The following is a 16663-nucleotide window of genomic DNA, read 5'->3' as shown; positions in this document are numbered from 1 at the left end:
ATCGCCGAGTTCCGCGAAGCGGCGGCGAGCGCCAACATCCCGGTCGTTCAAGCGTAAGCTGAACCCTGGGTAAAAAAGACCCCGCCAATCGGCGGGGTTTTTTATTGGGCTTGTGGGAGCGGGCTTGCCCCGCGATACGATGTACCAGGCAACCTGCAATCGCGGGGCAAGCCCGCTCCCACAGCCCCCATCAAATCACAAACAGATCCATGAACCTGTGCACCGCCGTCGCTTCGAGCGCCTGCTGGTTCTTGCACAGCGTGAAAATCTCACTCACCCGCTGCCCGGCAAAACGGGTCGCCAGGTTGGCCTTGAACTTCTCCTCCAGCATCGGAATTCCTTCCGCCCGACGGCGGCGATGACCGATCGGGTACTCCACCACCACCTGTGCGGTGCTCGAACCATCGCTGAAGAACACCTGTACCCCATTGGCAATGGAACGCTTGTCGGCCTCCAGGTATTCACGGGTAAAGCGCGGCTCCTCGACGATCTCCATCTTCTCGCGCAGCCGGTCGATGAGCGGGTGGGCGGCGTGGAACTCATCCTCGTAGTGCTCGGCCACCAGATTGCCAAAGATCAGCGGCACGGCCGTCATGTACTGGATGCAGTGGTCGCGGTCGGCAGCATTGGCCAGCTTGCCGACCTTGGAGATGATGCGGATCGCCGACTCATGGGTGGTGATGACGATCCTGTCGATCTGCTCCAGGCGATCACGCACCTGCGGGTGCAGGGCCACCGCCGCCTCGCAGGCGGTCTGGGCGTGGAATTCGGCGGGAAAGCTGATCTTGAACAGCACGTTCTCCATCACATAGCTGGCGAACGGCTGGGGCAGGCTGAAGACTCGCTGGCTTTGGGGCTTGAGCGCCAGGTCCTTGTTGGTATGGCTGAACAGCACGTCGTAGAAGCCCCACTGCGGCGCACTCAGTACCCCGGGCACGCCCATCTCGCCGCGCAGGGCGATGTCCGCCAGGCGCACGCCGCGACTGGAGGCATCCCCCGCCGCCCAGGACTTGCGCGAGCCGGCATTGGGCGCATGACGGTAGGTGCGCAGCGCCTGACCGTCGACAAAGGCATGGGACAACGCCGACAGCAACTGCTCGCGGTTGGCCCCCATCAGCCGTGCGCACACAGCCGTGGACGCCACCTTGACCAGCAGCACATGGTCCAGGCCAACGCGGTTGAAGGAATTCTCCAGGGCGAGCACGCCCTGGATCTCGTGGGCCATGACCATGGCGTCGAGCACTGCACGCATGTTCAACGGCGCTTCGCCATTGGCCACGCGCTTTTGCGAGAGGTGGTCGGCCACCGCCAGGATGCCGCCGAGGTTGTCCGAGGGATGCCCCCACTCGGCGGCCAGCCAGGTGTCGTTGAAGTCGAGCCAACGGACGATACAACCGATGTCCCAGGCCGCCTTGACCGGGTCCAGGCGGTAGCTGGTGCCGGGCACCCGGGCGCCGAACGGCACCACCGTGCCCTCCACCAACGGTCCCAGGTGCTTGGTGCATTCGGGAAAGCGCAACGCCAGCAGGCCGCAGCCCAGGGTGTCCATCAGGCAGTTGCGCGCCGTGTCCAGCGCTTCCACCGAGTCGACCTGGTAGCCCAGGACATAGTCGGCGATGTCCTGCAGCACCCGGTCGTAGTCGGGGCGGTCGTTCAGATCAACGTTGGCACTCATTTCACATCCCTCTGTCGACAAGGTAAACAGAGAGCCGAGCGCCGCTACCGCTTAGAAGGCATCACCCGGCACCCGCACCCAACCTTCCATCAGTATGCGCGCACTGCGACTCATGATGGCCTTGGTCACGCTCCATTCGCCGTCCACCTGGCGGGCTTCGGCGCCAACGCGCAAGGTGCCGGAAGGGTGGCCGAAACGTACGGCACTGCGCTCGCCGCCACCGGCGGCCAGGTTGACCAGGGTGCCCGGCACCGCGGCTGCAGTACCGATGGCCACCGCCGCGGTACCCATCATGGCGTGGTGCAGCTTGCCCATGGACAGCGCGCGTACCAACAGATCAACGTCGGCGGCGCCCACGGTTTTACCGCTGGACGACTGATAGGTGGTCGGCGGCGCGACAAAGGCGACTTTCGGCGTGTGCTGGCGCTTGGCGGCTTCATCGACGTGGGCGATCAGGCCCATGCGCACGGCGCCGTGGGCACGGATGGTCTCGAAGCGGGCCAGGGCCTCGACATCGCCATTGATCGCATCCTGCAGTTCGGTGCCGGTGTAACCGATATCGGCGGCATTGACGAAGATGGTCGGGATGCCGGCGTTGATCATCGTCGCCTTGAGGGTGCCGACACCTGGCACCACCAGGTCGTCGACCAGGTTGCCGGTGGGGAACATCGAACCGCCCTCGCCGTCTTCGTCGGCCGCCGGATCCATGAATTCGAGCTGCACTTCGGCGGCCGGGAAGGTCACGCCGTCCAGTTCGAAGTCGCCGGTTTCCTGGACTTCGCCGTTGCTGATCGGCACGTGGGCGATGATGGTCTTGCCGATGTTGGCCTGCCAGATGCGCACGGTGGCGATGCCGTTTTCCGGCACCCGGCTGGCGTCGACCAGGCCGGCAGCAATGGCGAAGGAGCCGACCGCCGCCGAGAGGTTGCCGCAGTTGCCGCTCCAGTCGACGAAGGCCTTGTCGATCGACACCTGGCCGAACAGGTAGTCGACGTCGTGGTCGGCCTTGCCGCTGCGCGACAGGATCACGGTCTTGCTGGTGCTGGAGGTGGCGCCGCCCATGCCGTCGATCTGCTTGCCATAGGGATCGGGGCTGCCGATCACCCGCAGCAGCAGTGCATCACGGGCTGGCCCCGGGACCTGGGCGCGCTCGGGCAGGTCGTCCTGGCGGAAGAACACGCCTTTGCTGGTGCCGCCACGGATGTAGGTGGCGGGGATTCTAACTTGAGGTACATGAGCCATGTTGAGCTTGTCCTGTAATCGTGTAGGAGCGGGCTTGCCCTGCGATGGGGTAGCCAATCGCGGGGCAAGCCCGCTCCCACAGGGGGAGGTGTTGCCTGTGCCTCAGTGGATCAAACCGCCGCCGACTCGAGGAAGTCCTGGGCGAAGCGCTGCAGCACGCCGCCCGCTTCGTAGATCGAGACTTCTTCGGCAGTGTCCAGGCGGCAGGTCACCGGCACTTCGACGCGCTCGCCGGTGTGACGGGTGATCACCAGGGTCAGGGTCGCACGCGGGGTACGCTCGCCGATCACGTCGAAGGTCTCGGTGCCGTCGATCTCCAGGGTCTTGCGGTTGACGCCCGGCTTGAACTCCAGCGGCAGCACGCCCATGCCCACCAGGTTGGTGCGGTGGATACGCTCGAAACCTTCGGCGACGATGGCCTCGACACCCGCCAGGCGCACGCCCTTGGCCGCCCAGTCACGGGACGAGCCCTGGCCGTAGTCGGCACCGGCGACGATGATCAGCGGCTGCTTGCGATCCATGTAGGTCTCGATCGCTTCCCACATGCGGGTGACCTTGCCTTCCGGCTCGATCCGCGCCAGGGAACCCTGCTTGACCTTGCCGTTTTCCTGGACCATTTCGTTGAACAGTTTCGGGTTGGCGAAGGTGGCGCGCTGGGCGGTCAGGTGGTCGCCACGGTGGGTCGCGTAGGAGTTGAAGTCTTCCTCCGGCAGGCCCATTTTCGCCAGGTATTCACCGGCGGCGCTGTCGAGCATGATGGCGTTCGAGGGCGACAGGTGGTCGGTGGTGATGTTGTCCGGCAGCACCGCCAAAGGACGCATGCTCTTGAGCGTGCGCTCGCCGGCCAGGGCGCCTTCCCAGTACGGCGGACGGCGGATGTAGGTGCTCATCGGGCGCCAGTCGTACAGTGGCTCGACCTTCGGCCCAGTGTCTTCCTGGATGGCGAACATCGGGATGTAGACCTTGCGGAACTGCTCGGGCTTGACCGCTGCCTTGACCACCGCGTCGATCTCTTCGTCGCTCGGCCAGATGTCCTTGAGGCGGATTTCCTTGCCGTCGACCACGCCCAGTACATCCTTCTCGATGTCGAAGCGGATGGTGCCGGCAATGGCGTAGGCCACCACCAGCGGCGGCGAGGCCAGGAAGGCCTGCTTGGCGTAAGGGTGGATACGGCCGTCGAAGTTGCGGTTGCCCGACAGCACGGCGGTGGCGTACAGGTCGCGCTCGATGATTTCTTCCTGGATCTTCGGATCCAGGGCACCGGACATGCCGTTGCAGGTGGTGCAGGCGAAAGCGACGATACCGAAGCCCAGCTGCTCCAGCTCTTCGTTCAGGCCGGCGTCCTTGAGGTACAGCTCGACGGTCTTGGAACCCGGCGCCAGGGACGATTTGACCCACGGCTTGCGGGTCAGGCCCAGCTTGTTGGCGTTGCGCGCCAGGAGGCCCGCGGCGATCACGTTGCGCGGGTTGCTGGTGTTGGTGCAGCTGGTGATGGCAGCGATGATCACCGCGCCGTCAGGCATCAGCCCCGGCTCTTCCTGCCACTGCCCGGCGATGCCCTTGGCGGCCAGGTCGCTGGTGGCGACACGGGCGTGGGGGTTGGACGGACCGGCCATGTTGCGCACGACGCTGGACAGGTCGAAGCGCAGTACGCGCTCGTATTCGGCGTTGGCCAGGCTGTCGGACCACAGGCCGGCCTCCTTGGCGTAGGTTTCCACCAGCTTGACCTGCTGGTCTTCGCGGCCAGTGAGCTTGAGGTAGTCGATGGTCTGCTGGTCGATGGAGAACATCGCCGCGGTGGCGCCGTATTCAGGGGCCATGTTGGAGATGGTCGCACGGTCGCCCAGGGTCAGGGCACGGGCGCCTTCGCCGTAGAATTCCAGGTAGGCACCGACGACCTTTTCCTTGCGCAGGAACTCGGTCAGGGCCAGTACCACGTCAGTGGCGGTGATGCCCGGCTGCGGCTTGCCCGACAGCTCGACGCCGACGATTTCCGGCAGGCGCATCCAGGAGGCGCGGCCAAGCATGACGTTCTCGGCTTCCAGGCCGCCGACGCCGATGGCGATCACGCCCAGGGCATCGACATGCGGGGTGTGGCTGTCGGTGCCGACGCAGGTGTCCGGGTAGGCCACGCCACGGTCGTTGTGAATGACCGGCGACATCTTCTCCAGGTTGATCTGGTGCATGATGCCGTTGCCGGGCTGGATCACGTCGACGTTCTTGAACGCCTTCTTGGTCCAGTTGATGAAGTGGAAGCGGTCTTCGTTGCGACGGTCTTCGATGGCACGGTTCTTCTCGAACGCTTGCGGGTCGTAACCACCGCATTCGACGGCCAGGGAGTGGTCGACGATCAGTTGCACCGGCACCACCGGATTGACCTGGGCCGGGTCGCCGCCGCCGTCGGCAATGGCGTCACGCAGGCCGGCGAGGTCCACCAGCGCGGTCTGGCCGAGGATGTCGTGGCACACCACGCGAGCCGGGAACCAGGGGAAGTCGAGGTCGCGCTTGCGCTCGATCAACTGGCCAAGGGAATCGTTGAGGGTGGCCGGATCGCAGCGGCGCACCAGGTTTTCCGCCAGTACCCGCGAGGTGTAGGGCAGACGGTCATAGGCGCCGGGCTTGATGGCATCGACTGCCGCACGGGCGTCGAAATAATCCAGGCCAGTGCCCGGCAGGTTCTTGCGAAATTCAGTATTCATGGCACAGGGACTCAATCACGGTAAGGTCGGTGGCAGGCTTGCCTCCCTGGTAGGAGCGGGCTTGTCCCGCGATGCGATGCACCAGGCAGATCGCGATCGCGGGGCAAGCCCGCTCCCACAGGGTGGTCTCAGCGTTGCTCGATTGGCACGAACTTGCGCTGCTCGACGCCGGTGTACTCGGCGCTTGGACGGATGATGCGGTTGTTGGCGCGCTGTTCGAACACGTGGGCCGCCCAGCCGGTCAGGCGCGAGCAGACGAAGATCGGGGTGAACAGCTTGGTCGGGATGCCCATGAAGTGGTACGCCGAGGCATGGTAGAAGTCGGCGTTGGGGAACAGCTTCTTCTGCTCCCACATGGTCTTGTCGATGGCTTCGGAGACCGGGTACAGCACGGTATCGCCCACTTCATCGGCCAGCTGCTTCGACCAGCCCTTGATCACCTCGTTGCGCGGGTCGGACTCTTTGTAGATGGCATGGCCGAAGCCCATGATCTTGTCCTTGCGCTCGAGCATCTGCAGCAGCTCGGCCACCGCATCCTGCGGGCTCTGGAAGCGTTCGATCAGCTCCATCGCCGCTTCGTTGGCGCCACCGTGCAGCGGGCCGCGCAGCGAGCCGATGGCGGCGGTGATGCAGGAGTACAGGTCCGACAGGGTCGAGGCGCAGACCCGGGCAGTGAAGGTCGAGGCGTTGAACTCGTGCTCGGCGTAGAGGATCAGCGAGACGTTCATCACCTTGACGTGCAGCGCGCTCGGCTTCTTGCCATGCAGCAGGTGCAGGAAGTGGCCGCCGATGGTGTCTTCGTCGCTGGTGCACTCGATGCGCACGCCGTCATGGGTGAAGCGGTACCAGTAGCACATCACCGCCGGGAACAGCGCCAGCAGACGGTCGGTCTTGTCGCGCTGCTGCTCGAAGGTCAGCTCCGGCTCCAGGGTGCCGAGTACCGAGCAACCGGTACGCATCACGTCCATCGGGTGAGCGTCTGCCGGGATGCGCTCGAGCACTTCCTTCAGGGCCTGGGGCAGATCGCGCAGGGTCTTGAGCTTGGCCTTGTAGCTGGCCAGTTGAGCGGCAGTCGGCAACTCGCCGTACAGCAGCAGGTAGGCCACTTCTTCGAATTCGGCGCCAGCGGCCAGGTCACGGACGTCATAACCACGGTAGGTCAGGCCGGCACCGGCTTGTCCTACGGTCGACAGTGCGGTCTGCCCGGCCACTTGACCACGCAGGCCGGCACCACTGAGTACTTTTGCTTCGGCCATGTCTTTCTCCACTCTTGAATTTGTTATGGAATCTTCAGGCTAATCCTGGGTGACAGTGTCGGTTTCATCGCGGGGCAAGCCCGCTCCTACAGGCTGTGTGGGAGCGGGCTTGCCCCGCGACGGGGTCACTCACCCTTTCTTTTGCGCGAACAGGGCGTCCAGGCTTTGCTCGAACGCGTGGTAATTGATGGCCTCGTACAGCTCCATGCGGGTCTGCATGGTGTCGACGACGTTTTTCTGGGTGCCGTCGCGGCGCAGCGCGGTGTAGACATTCTCGGCCGCCTTGTTCATGGCGCGGAACGCCGACAGCGGGTAGAGCACCAGGGAAACGTCGACCGAAGCCAGTTCCTCGGTGGTGTACAGCGGGGTGGCACCGAATTCGGTGATGTTGGCCAGGATCGGCGCCTTCACCCGGTCGGCGAAGGTCTTGTACATGGCCAGCTCAGTGATGGCTTCCGGGAAGATCATGTCGGCACCGGCCTCGATGCACGCTGCAGCGCGGTCCAGGGCCGATTCCAGGCCTTCGACGGCCAGGGCGTCGGTACGCGCCATGATCACGAAGCTGTCGTCGGTACGGGCATCCACTGCCGCCTTGATGCGGTCGACCATCTCCTGCTGGGAGACGATTTCCTTGTTCGGACGGTGGCCGCAACGCTTGGCGCCGACCTGGTCCTCGATATGGATGGCCGCGGCGCCGAACTTGATCATCGACTTGACGGTACGGGCAACGTTGAAGGCCGAGGAACCGAAACCGGTGTCCACGTCCACCAGCAGCGGCAGGTCGCAGACGTCGGTGATGCGGCGCACGTCGGTCAGCACGTCATCCAGGCCGCTGATGCCCAGGTCCGGCAGGCCGAGGGAGCCGGCGGCTACACCGCCACCGGACAGGTAGATGGCCTTGAAACCGGCACGCTTGGCCAGCAGCGCATGGTTGGCGTTGATCGCACCGACAACCTGCAGCGGGTGTTCGGCGGCGACGGCATCGCGAAAGCGCTGGCCTGGACTGTTTTTCTGACTCATGACTCACCTCGTGGGCTGGCAGCGTCCTGGTAATGACGCTCGACATTACGTTTGGAAGCGCCGATGTGACGGCGCATCAAGAGCTCGGCCAGCTCGCCGTCACGGTCGGCGATGGCATCGAGAATCCGGTGGTGTTCGGCGAACGCCTGGCGTGGCCGGTTGGGTGTGGCGGAAAACTGGATGCGGTACATGCGCACCAGTTGATACAGCTCACCGCACAGCATCTGCACCAGGGTGCGGTTGCCGCTGCCCTGGATGATCCGGTAATGGAAGTCGAAATCGCCTTCCTGCTGGTAGTAGCCAAGGCCGGCCTGGAACGTGGCGTCGCGCTCGTGGGTATCGAGGACCCGGCGCAGCTCGTCGATCTCGGCTACGCTCATACGCTCGGCAGCCAGGCGACAGGCCATGCCTTCGAGGGATTCGCGGATCTCGTAGAGTTCGATCAGCTCGGCATGGCTGAGCGACACCACCCGCGCCCCGACATGGGGCACGCGCACCAGCAGGCGCTGGCCTTCCAGGCGATGGATCGCCTCGCGCAGCGGGCCGCGGCTGATGCCGTAGGTGCGCGCCAGCTCAGGCTCGGAGATCTTGCTGCCCGGGGCGATCTCACCCTTGACGATGGCGGCCTGGATACGGCGGAAGACGTTTTCCGAGAGGGTTTCCGAATCCTCGGCTACCGCGCTGGGGGCTTGGGCTGTGTCCAGCATATTGTCGACACCTCATAAATCGATAGGGCCAAAACTAGCCAAATTCGAAAGCGAAGTCAAAGACAACATGGATATTGTCGACAATCGTCTAAGAACGAACTTCACCACCTGTAGTGTTGTCTGAGTGCAGCACGCTGGCGCCCCGACATCAGCGTGATAGAATGCCGCGCCTCCCCACGGGGCACGAATAGTGTGTCTGTCATCAAATTGTGCTGGTGGCCGATCATCGAGGACGCCTGCGCAGCACTGCCAGTGGCCTTGACCCGAACATTGCACAGCACCGCGCCAGGATTTATGAGACTTACGCCCCTTCTACTGTTGCTCAGCCTTTGTATGTTGCCTGCCCTGGGCCAGGCCGCGGAAAAGACCGTCTACGGCCTTAACGAATACGCCCGCCTCGCCGATATCGACCTGGAGGTCGCCGCCAAGCTCGACACCGGGGCCAAGACCGCCTCGCTCAGTGCCCGCGACATCAAGCGCTTCAAGCGCAACGGCGAGTCCTGGGTGCGCTTCTACCTGGCGATTGACGCCGCCCACGCGCATCCGATAGAACGACCCCTGGCCCGTGTCAGCAAGATCAAGCGACGCGCCGGCGATTACAATCCTGACGAAGGCAAGGCCTATACCGCCCGTCCGGTGATCGAAATGAATATCTGCATGGGTACGGCCAAACGCGTCATCGAAGTGAACCTGACCGACCGCAGCGCGTTCCAGTACCCGCTGCTGATCGGCTCCGAGGCGCTCAAGCACTTCGATGCACTGGTCGACCCAAGCCTTAAATACGCGGCCGGCAAGCCTGCCTGCGCCCCTGACGCTCCCACCGCAGAGTAATCCCGATGCGCTCTCTTACCCTTCATCTGAAAGTCCTGATCACCGTACTGGTGCTTCTAGGCATTCTGATCACGGCTTATCAGATCTTCTTCCTCGGCATCCCGGTGACCGAGGACGAGACCGATGACCTGTGGAACATCGACGCCAAGGTCGAGTTCGTCGCCAACCCCAAGGACCCGGTCAAGGTGCAGATGTTCGTGCCGCCGTTGAACCGTGACTATGTCAGCCTCAACGAGAGCTTCATCTCCAACAACTACGGGGTCAGCGTCAACCGCGTCGACGGCAACCGCAAGGTGACCTGGTCGGCCCGCCGCGCCAGCGGCAACCAGACCCTGTACTACCGCCTGGTCCTGACCAAGCGCTACAGCACCGAAAAAGCCAAGATCAAGGGCCCGACCTTCCGCGACAGCCTGGCTGTGGAAGGCCCGGAGAAGATCGCCGCCGAAGCCCTGATGGCGCCTATCCGCCAGCACTCGGCCGACGTCGAGACCTTTGTCGGCGAGACCATCAAGCGGGTCAACAACCTCAACGACGACAACGTCAAGCTGCTGCTGGCCGGTGATCCGTCGACGATGAACAAGGCCAAGATCATCGACCTGCTGCTGTCCATCGCCCACGTACCGATCGAGAAAGTCCACACCATCCGCCTGGTCGCCGACCAGCCGCAAACCCCTGAACTGTGGCTGCGCAGCTTCAACGGCACCGACTGGCTGTACTTCAACCCGGATACCGGCGAACAGGGCCTGCCGGCGGACCGCCTGCTGTGGTGGACCGGTGACGACAACCTGATCACCGTCGATGGCGGCAAGAAAGCTGCCGTCAGCTTCAGCCTCAACAACAGCGAGATGAACGCCATCCGCCTGGCCAAGCTGACCGACGAGAACACCGACGCCGACTTCCTCGAATACTCGCTCTACGGCCTGCCGCTGCAGACCCAGCAGACCTTCATGATCATGGTGATGATCCCGATCGGCGTGCTGGTGATCCTGGTGCTGCGCAACCTGATCGGCATCCAGACCCTGGGTACCTTCACCCCGGTGCTGATCGCCCTGGCCTTCCGCGAGACCCAGCTGGGCTTCGGTATCATCCTGTTCACCGTGATCACGGCGCTGGGCCTGTCGCTACGCTCCTACCTGGAGCACCTGAAGCTGCAGATGCTGCCGCGCCTGTCGGTGGTGCTGACCTTCGTGGTGGTACTGATCGCCGCCATCAGCCTGTTCAGCCACAAACTGGGCCTGGAACGCGGCCTGTCGGTAGCGCTGTTCCCGATGGTGATCCTGACCATGACCATCGAACGCCTGTCGATCACCTGGGAAGAGCGTGGCGGTGGCCATGCCATGAAGGTCGCCATCGGCACCCTGTTCGCCGCTTCCCTGGCGCACCTGCTGATGAGCGTGCCGGAGCTGGTGTACTTCGTCTTCACCTTCCCGGCGGTATTGCTGATCCTGGTGGGCTTCATGCTGGCGATGGGTCGCTACCGCGGCTACCGCCTGACGGAGCTGGTACGTTTCAAGGCTTTCGTGAAGGCTGACGCCTGATGATCGGACTCTGGAAAACCTGGAAAGCCCTGGAGGCCCGGGGCATCATGGGTATCAACCGGCGCAATGCGGACTACGTCCTCAAGTACAACAAGCGCCACCTGTACCCGATCGTCGATGACAAGATCATCACCAAGGAGCGTGCCATCAAGGCCGGCATTCACGTGCCGGAAATGTACGGGATCATCTCCACCGAGAAAGAAATCGACAAGCTGGGCGAGATCATCGGCGGGCGCAACGACTTCGTCGTCAAGCCCGCCCAGGGTGCCGGCGGTGACGGCATCCTGGTGGTCGCCGACCGCTTCGAGGACCGTTACCGCACGGTCTCGGGCAAGATCATCAGCCACGAGGAAATCGAGCACCAGATCTCCAGCATCCTCACCGGCCTGTACTCCCTGGGCGGTCACCGCGACCGCGCGCTGATCGAATACCGGGTCACCCCCGACCAGATCTTCAAGAGCATCAGCTACGAGGGCGTGCCGGACATCCGCATCATCGTGCTGATGGGCTACCCGGTGATGGCCATGCTGCGCCTGCCGACCCGCCAGTCGGGCGGCAAGGCCAACCTGCACCAGGGCGCCATCGGCGTGGGTGTGGACCTCGCCACCGGCGTGACCCTGCGCGGCACCTGGCTGAACAACATCATCAGCAAGCACCCGGACACCACCAACGCGGTGGACGGCGTGCAACTGCCCAACTGGGACGGTTTCATGAAGCTGGCCGCCGGCTGCTACGAGCTGTGCGGGCTGGGCTACATCGGCGTCGACATGGTCCTGGACCAGGACAAGGGCCCGTTGATCCTCGAGCTCAACGCCCGCCCGGGCCTGAACATCCAGATCGCCAACGACTGCGGCCTGACCAAACGCACCCACGCCATCGAGGCGCACCTGGAGCAACTGGCCAAGGACGGCGTCAAGGAAAGCGTCGAGCAGCGCGTTCGCTTCGCCCAGGAGCTGTTCGGCCACGTGCCGTCCAACTGAAGGCAAACAGCCTGTCCGCGTCAGCCAACCCTGGCTGGCGCGGGCCGGGCACCCAAGGTCGTAGTCAAGGCTAGGAGCATTTCCTACAGCGGATTACAATCGCCTCCCCCGCATCCATAGCTGTTTACTTGCATGCCGACCTGTACGCTCCACCCCCTGCCCTACCAGGCCAATCCCGCCGTCTATTTCGCGCATATCCGCCAGGCGCCCGGCGCCGTGCTGCTCGACAGCGCCCGACCGACCGCCGAGCGCGGCCGCTTCGACCTGCAAAGCGCCTGGCCGCTAGAGACCCTTGCGCCCGACGCTGGCGAAGACGGCCAGGCCTACCTGCAGCGCCTGCGTGCAAGCCTTGGGCAACTGGGTCGGGCAAGCCTGCCGGACGGCGTCGAGCTGCCATTTGCCGGCGGCCTGATCGGCTACCTGAGCTACGACTTCGGCCGTCGCCTGGAGCAACTGCCCAGCCTTGCGGTCGACGACCTGGGCCTGGCCGACGCAAACCTCGGGCTCTATGCCTGGGCGCTGATCAGCGACCACCTGCTGCAACGCACGCACCTGCTGTTTCACCCAAGCCTGGCCGAGGCCGAACGTCAGCGCCTGATCGCCCTGTTCGAAGCGCCCGCCCCGGCCTGCGAGGCACAGTTCTCCCTGCGGGCGCCCATGCGTGGCGACATCAGCGCCGAGGACTATCACCTGGCCTTCGAACGCGTGCAGCAGTACATCCATGCCGGTGACTGCTACCAGATCAATCTCACCCAGCGTTTTCGCGCGCCGTGCCAGGGCGACCCGTGGCACGCCTACCAGGCCTTGCGCCAAGCCTGCCCGACACCGTTCTCGGGCTTTCAGCTGCTGACCGACGGCAGCGCCCTGCTGAGCTTCTCCCCGGAGCGTTTCATCCAGGTCAGCCAGGGCCAGGTGGAAACCCGGCCGATCAAGGGCACCCGCCCACGCAGCGCCGACCCTGAGACCGACGAGCGCAATGGCGCCGAACTGCTGAGCAGCGCCAAGGACCGCGCGGAAAACCTGATGATCGTCGACCTGCTGCGCAACGACCTGGGACGCACGTGCGAGATCGGCTCGGTGAAGGTGCCGGAGCTGTTCAGCCTGGAGAGCTACCCCAATGTGCATCACCTGGTCAGCAGCGTCACCGGCCGCCTGGCTGCCGGCAAGGACGCCCTGGACCTGATTGCCGGCAGCTTCCCCGGCGGTTCGATCACCGGCGCCCCGAAGATCCGCGCGATGCAAATCATCGACGAACTGGAACCCAGTCGCCGGGCGCTGTACTGCGGGTCGCTGCTGTATGTGGACGTGCGCGGCGAGATGGACAGCTCCATCGCCATTCGCAGCTTGCTGGTCAAGGATGGGCAGGTGTGCTGCTGGGGTGGCGGCGCGGTGGTGGCTGACTCGGACTGGCAGGCGGAGTACGAGGAGTCGATCACCAAGGTCAAGGTGCTGCTCGAGACCTTGCAGGGCCTCTGAAAAGCATCGCCGGCTACGCCGGCTCCCACAGTGGAGTAATTGTGGGAGCTGGCGTAGCCAGCGATTGGGGCGCTTACAGGCTCAGCGAACGGTTCGACGCCTTGATGAATTCCTTCTTCAACGCTTCGAAATCATGCACCGCCGGGAACTGCGGGAATTCGCGGATCACGTTCTCCGGCGCATGGAACAGGATCCCGGCATCCGCTTCGCCGAGCATGGTGGTGTCATTGTACGAATCACCGGCCGCGATCACCCGGTAGTACAGGCTCTTGAACGCCAGCACCGATTGACGCTTGGGGTCTTTCTGACGCAGCTGGTAGCCGGTCACCCGGTCGCTCTCGTCGGTGATCAGGCGGTGGCAGAGCAAGGTCGGGAAGCCCAGCTGGCGCATCAGCGGCTGGGAGAACTCGTAGAAGGTGTCGGAGAGGATCACCACCTGGAAGCGTTCGCGCAGCCAGTCGACGAATTCAATGGCGCCGTCCAGCGGCTTGAGCGTGGCGATCACCGCCTGGATATCGGAAAGCTTCAGCCCATGCTCATCGAGAATGCGCAGGCGCTGCTTCATCAGCACGTCGTAATCGGGAATGTCACGGGTAGTGGCCCGCAAGGATTCGATTCCGGTTTTTTCCGCGAAGGCGATCCAGATCTCCGGGACCAGCACGCCTTCCAGGTCGAGACAGGCAATTTCCACAGCACACTCCTCGAACAACGCCAAAAATGGGAAGCCGCACTCTACATGCGCGGCGTCGACCCGGGCAATTTTTGTTAAGATCGGGGTATTACGAGCGCCAAGCGCCATTCAATGACCGGAAGCCGCCTGATGAGCCAACCCTTCGACGTCGCCGCCCTGGCCGCGACCTATGCCAACAAGTCCCCGCAGGACATCCTCAAGCTCGCCTTCGAGCACTTTGGCGATGACCTGTGGATTTCCTTCAGCGGCGCCGAAGACGTGGTGCTGGTGGACATGGCCTGGAAGCTGAACAAGAACGTCAAGGTGTTCAGCCTCGACACCGGTCGCCTGCACCCGGAGACCTACCGTTTCATCGACCAGGTGCGCGAACACTACAACCTGCCGATCGAGATCCTCTCCCCCGATCGCAGCAAGCTCGACCCCTTCGTCAAGGAAAAGGGCCTGTTCAGCTTCTACAAGGACGGCCACGGCGAATGCTGCGGCATCCGCAAGATCGAGCCGCTGCGCCGCAAGCTGAGCACCGTCAGCGCCTGGGCCACCGGCCAGCGCCGCGACCAGAGCCCGGGCACCCGCAGCCAGGTGGCGGCCCTGGAGATCGACAGCGCCTTCTCCACCCCCGAGCGCACCCTGTACAAATTCAACCCGCTGGCACAGATGACCAGCGAGGAAGTCTGGGGCTACATCCGCATGCTCGAGTTGCCCTACAACAGCCTGCACGAGCGCGGCTTCATCAGCATCGGCTGCGAACCCTGCACCCGCCCTGTGCTGCCCAACCAGCACGAGCGCGAGGGCCGCTGGTGGTGGGAAGAGTCGACCCAGAAGGAATGCGGGCTGCACGCCGGCAACCTGATTACCAAGGGCTGAAATCCAGCCATGAAAAAACCGGCCTGGAGCCGGTTTTTTTATCGCTGCCGCCTGGATCAGTGCACCGGCAGTTCGACGCCTTCGAACAGCTCTTCAAGCTCTTGCTTGTTGTGGCACTGGATGGCCTTGGCCATCACTTCGCGGGTCAGGTGCGGGGCGAACTTCTCGATAAAGTCGCACATGAAACCACGCAGGAAGGTGCCACGGCGGAAGCCGATCTTGGTCACGCTGGACTCGAACAGCTCGCTGGCATCGAGCACCACCAGGTCGCTGTCGAGCTTGGTGTCGACCGCCATCTTGGCCACGATGCCCACACCCAGGCCCAGGCGCACGTAGGTCTTGATCACGTCGGCGTCGGCGGCGGTGAACACCACTTTCGGGGTCAGGCCGCGGTGGCTGAAGGCCTCGTCGAGCTTGGAGCGGCCGGTGAAACCGAACACGTAGGTGACGATCGGGTATTCGGCCAGGGCTTCGAGGGTGAGCTTGGGCAGCTTGGTCAGCGGATGGCCTTGCGGTACCACCACGCAACGGTTCCAGCGGTAGCACGGCATCATCACCAGGTCACCGAACAGCTCCAGGGCTTCGGTGGCGATGGCGAAATCCACGGTGCCGTCAGCGGCCATTTCGGCGATCTGCATGGGCGAGCCCTGGTGCATGTGCAGGGCCACTTCCGGGTATTGCTTGATAAAGCTGCTGATCACCGGCGGCAGGGCATAACGCGCCTGGGTGTGGGTGGTGGCGATCGACAGGGTGCCCTTCTTCTCGTTGGAGAACTCCTGGGCGATCTGCTTGATGCTCTCGACCTTGCGCAGGATCTCGCCGGCGGTGGTGATGATCCGCTCGCCCGCCGGGGTCACCCGGGTCAGGTGCTTGCCGCTGCGGGCGAACACTTCCACGCCCAGTTCGTCTTCGAGCAGGCGGATCTGTTTACTGATGCCCGGCTGGGACGTATACAGGCTCTGCGCTGTCGCGGAGACGTTGAGGTCGTGGTGCGCCACTTCCCAGATGTAGCGCAATTGTTGAAGCTTCATAGGTATCCCTCAAATCAGCGGGGGCGTCACCGGCAGCAGCGACGATTTATAACTATATTAGTGGTTTGAAGAATAAATCTAGAACTATTTTGGCAGTGTAATCGGAAATCCCCCACATCGCTCACTCAGGCCCTCCTACGCCCCAGGTGTTGGGCCAGCGGCACCATGTACACCGGCACCGGCGACAGTTGCAGCAGGCGCACTGCCGTGCGGCCGATGGGAATATCCACGCCCGCCCCCTGGCTGTGGCTGCCGAAGATCAGCAGGTCGACACTCAGGCGCTGGGCCTGTTCCAGAATCACCTGGGCCGGGTCGCCCTGGCGCACGCGCACCGCCTTGATCAGGGCAAGGTCCGCCTCCTCACCCAATTCGTCACGAAAGTTTTCCAGGACCCGTTGCTCGATATTGGCCATGACCGTGTTGACCCCCTGGCTGTGCAACTGGTCCAGGGTCTGCTCATCCAGATAGCTTTGCAGCAGCGACTCGGCGAACTGCCCCATGGGCTCGACGGCATGAATCACATAAAGCTCCGCACCGAAGGTGCGCGCCAGGGCCAGCGCGTGCTGCATGACATAAGGCGCATACACACCGAGGTCGGTGGCATAGAGCATGGAGCGGATCATTCGACCTCCTTGACTGCCGCCTGGGCAGCG

At 63.8% G+C, this 16663-nt stretch carries 14 protein-coding genes; 5 read left to right on the top strand and 9 right to left on the bottom strand.

Features of this window, described 5'->3' with window-relative positions; genetic code table 11:
• Positions 1-190 precede the first annotated feature (190 nt).
• The 6 genes from prpD to M2D63_RS12350 form a co-directional block, all read right to left on the bottom strand.
• Positions 191-1675 (bottom strand): 2-methylcitrate dehydratase, encoded by a 1485-nt coding sequence (prpD, locus tag M2D63_RS12375; RefSeq protein ID WP_285863205.1) that lies wholly within the window; start codon positions 1673-1675, stop codon positions 191-193.
• A 51-nt stretch (positions 1676-1726) separates the two neighbouring features.
• A complete protein-coding gene (gene prpF / locus M2D63_RS12370) occupies positions 1727-2917 on the bottom strand; it encodes a 2-methylaconitate cis-trans isomerase PrpF (RefSeq protein ID WP_285863204.1) in 1191 nt (396 codons plus the stop codon).
• Positions 2918-3027: 110 nt separating this feature from the next.
• Positions 3028-5616 (bottom strand): Fe/S-dependent 2-methylisocitrate dehydratase AcnD, encoded by a 2589-nt coding sequence (gene acnD, locus M2D63_RS12365; protein WP_285863203.1) that lies wholly within the window; start codon positions 5614-5616, stop codon positions 3028-3030.
• Between the two features lie 128 nt (positions 5617-5744).
• Positions 5745-6872: a 2-methylcitrate synthase gene (gene prpC, locus M2D63_RS12360; RefSeq protein WP_285863202.1), complete on the bottom strand. Its 1128-nt coding sequence runs from the start codon at positions 6870-6872 to the stop codon at positions 5745-5747.
• A gap of 129 nt (positions 6873-7001) precedes the next feature.
• Positions 7002-7892: a methylisocitrate lyase gene (prpB, locus tag M2D63_RS12355; RefSeq protein WP_285863201.1), complete on the bottom strand. Its 891-nt coding sequence runs from the start codon at positions 7890-7892 to the stop codon at positions 7002-7004.
• Positions 7889-8599, bottom strand: coding sequence for a GntR family transcriptional regulator (locus M2D63_RS12350; RefSeq protein ID WP_285863200.1), 711 nt, complete (start codon positions 8597-8599; stop codon positions 7889-7891). The genes prpB and M2D63_RS12350 overlap by 4 nt, the downstream gene beginning before the upstream one ends.
• Before the next feature lie 294 nt (positions 8600-8893).
• Here M2D63_RS12350 and M2D63_RS12345 point away from each other — a divergent pair, with 294 nt between their 5' ends.
• The 4 genes from M2D63_RS12345 (at position 8894) to pabB (ending at position 13424) form a co-directional block, all read left to right on the top strand.
• Positions 8894-9430 carry an ATP-dependent zinc protease gene (locus tag M2D63_RS12345; protein WP_285863199.1) on the top strand — a complete coding sequence of 179 codons (537 nt, stop codon included), beginning with the start codon at positions 8894-8896 and terminating at the stop codon, positions 9428-9430.
• Positions 9431-9435: 5 nt separating this feature from the next.
• The gene (locus tag M2D63_RS12340; protein WP_285863198.1) at positions 9436-10968 is read left to right on the top strand and encodes an inactive transglutaminase family protein; all 1533 of its coding nucleotides are present in this window, start codon (positions 9436-9438) and stop codon (positions 10966-10968) included.
• A 2-nt stretch (positions 10969-10970) separates the two neighbouring features.
• Entirely contained in the window at positions 10971-11948 is a 978-nt protein-coding gene (locus M2D63_RS12335) for an alpha-L-glutamate ligase-like protein (protein WP_285863208.1), read from the top strand.
• 132 nt (positions 11949-12080) lie between these two features.
• Positions 12081-13424 (top strand): aminodeoxychorismate synthase component I, encoded by a 1344-nt coding sequence (gene pabB / locus M2D63_RS12330; RefSeq protein ID WP_285863197.1) that lies wholly within the window; start codon positions 12081-12083, stop codon positions 13422-13424.
• A gap of 73 nt (positions 13425-13497) precedes the next feature.
• Here pabB and thrH read toward each other — a convergent pair whose 3' ends face one another.
• Positions 13498-14115: a bifunctional phosphoserine phosphatase/homoserine phosphotransferase ThrH gene (gene thrH, locus M2D63_RS12325; protein WP_285863196.1), complete on the bottom strand. Its 618-nt coding sequence runs from the start codon at positions 14113-14115 to the stop codon at positions 13498-13500.
• A gap of 129 nt (positions 14116-14244) precedes the next feature.
• Between thrH and M2D63_RS12320 the strand changes: the two genes are divergently transcribed.
• Positions 14245-14979 (top strand): phosphoadenylyl-sulfate reductase, encoded by a 735-nt coding sequence (locus M2D63_RS12320; protein WP_285863195.1) that lies wholly within the window; start codon positions 14245-14247, stop codon positions 14977-14979.
• A gap of 56 nt (positions 14980-15035) precedes the next feature.
• Here M2D63_RS12320 and cysB read toward each other — a convergent pair whose 3' ends face one another.
• Together cysB and M2D63_RS12310 are read right to left on the bottom strand one after the other, a co-directional pair.
• On the bottom strand, positions 15036-16010 hold the full coding sequence (cysB, locus tag M2D63_RS12315; RefSeq protein ID WP_285863194.1) for an HTH-type transcriptional regulator CysB: 975 nt from the start codon (positions 16008-16010) through the stop codon (positions 15036-15038).
• Positions 16011-16135: 125 nt separating this feature from the next.
• The gene (locus tag M2D63_RS12310) at positions 16136-16633 is read right to left on the bottom strand and encodes a universal stress protein (RefSeq protein ID WP_285863193.1); all 498 of its coding nucleotides are present in this window, start codon (positions 16631-16633) and stop codon (positions 16136-16138) included.
• Positions 16634-16663 lie beyond the last annotated feature (30 nt).

Source organism: Pseudomonas sp. BJa5, from assembly GCF_030272875.2.
In the GTDB taxonomy this organism is placed as follows: Bacteria; Pseudomonadota; Gammaproteobacteria; order Pseudomonadales; family Pseudomonadaceae; genus Aquipseudomonas.
This window is presented reverse-complemented; position numbering and strand designations above follow the sequence as displayed.

Excerpts from the sequence above, each read along its gene's own strand:
- prpD (WP_285863205.1), bottom strand. The coding sequence starts at position 1,675 with ATGAGTGCCAACGTTGATCTGAACGACCGCCCCGACTACGACCGGGTG.
- prpF (WP_285863204.1), bottom strand. The coding sequence starts at position 2,917 with ATGGCTCATGTACCTCAAGTTAGAATCCCCGCCACCTACATCCGTGGC.
- acnD (WP_285863203.1), bottom strand. The coding sequence starts at position 5,616 with ATGAATACTGAATTTCGCAAGAACCTGCCGGGCACTGGCCTGGATTAT.
- prpC (WP_285863202.1), bottom strand. The coding sequence starts at position 6,872 with ATGGCCGAAGCAAAAGTACTCAGTGGTGCCGGCCTGCGTGGTCAAGTG.
- prpB (WP_285863201.1), bottom strand. The coding sequence starts at position 7,892 with ATGAGTCAGAAAAACAGTCCAGGCCAGCGCTTTCGCGATGCCGTCGCC.
- M2D63_RS12350 (WP_285863200.1), bottom strand. The coding sequence starts at position 8,599 with ATGCTGGACACAGCCCAAGCCCCCAGCGCGGTAGCCGAGGATTCGGAA.
- M2D63_RS12345 (WP_285863199.1), top strand. The coding sequence starts at position 8,894 with ATGAGACTTACGCCCCTTCTACTGTTGCTCAGCCTTTGTATGTTGCCT.
- M2D63_RS12340 (WP_285863198.1), top strand. The coding sequence starts at position 9,436 with ATGCGCTCTCTTACCCTTCATCTGAAAGTCCTGATCACCGTACTGGTG.
- pabB (WP_285863197.1), top strand. The coding sequence starts at position 12,081 with ATGCCGACCTGTACGCTCCACCCCCTGCCCTACCAGGCCAATCCCGCC.
- M2D63_RS12320 (WP_285863195.1), top strand. The coding sequence starts at position 14,245 with ATGAGCCAACCCTTCGACGTCGCCGCCCTGGCCGCGACCTATGCCAAC.
- cysB (WP_285863194.1), bottom strand. The coding sequence starts at position 16,010 with ATGAAGCTTCAACAATTGCGCTACATCTGGGAAGTGGCGCACCACGAC.
- M2D63_RS12310 (WP_285863193.1), bottom strand. The coding sequence starts at position 16,633 with ATGATCCGCTCCATGCTCTATGCCACCGACCTCGGTGTGTATGCGCCT.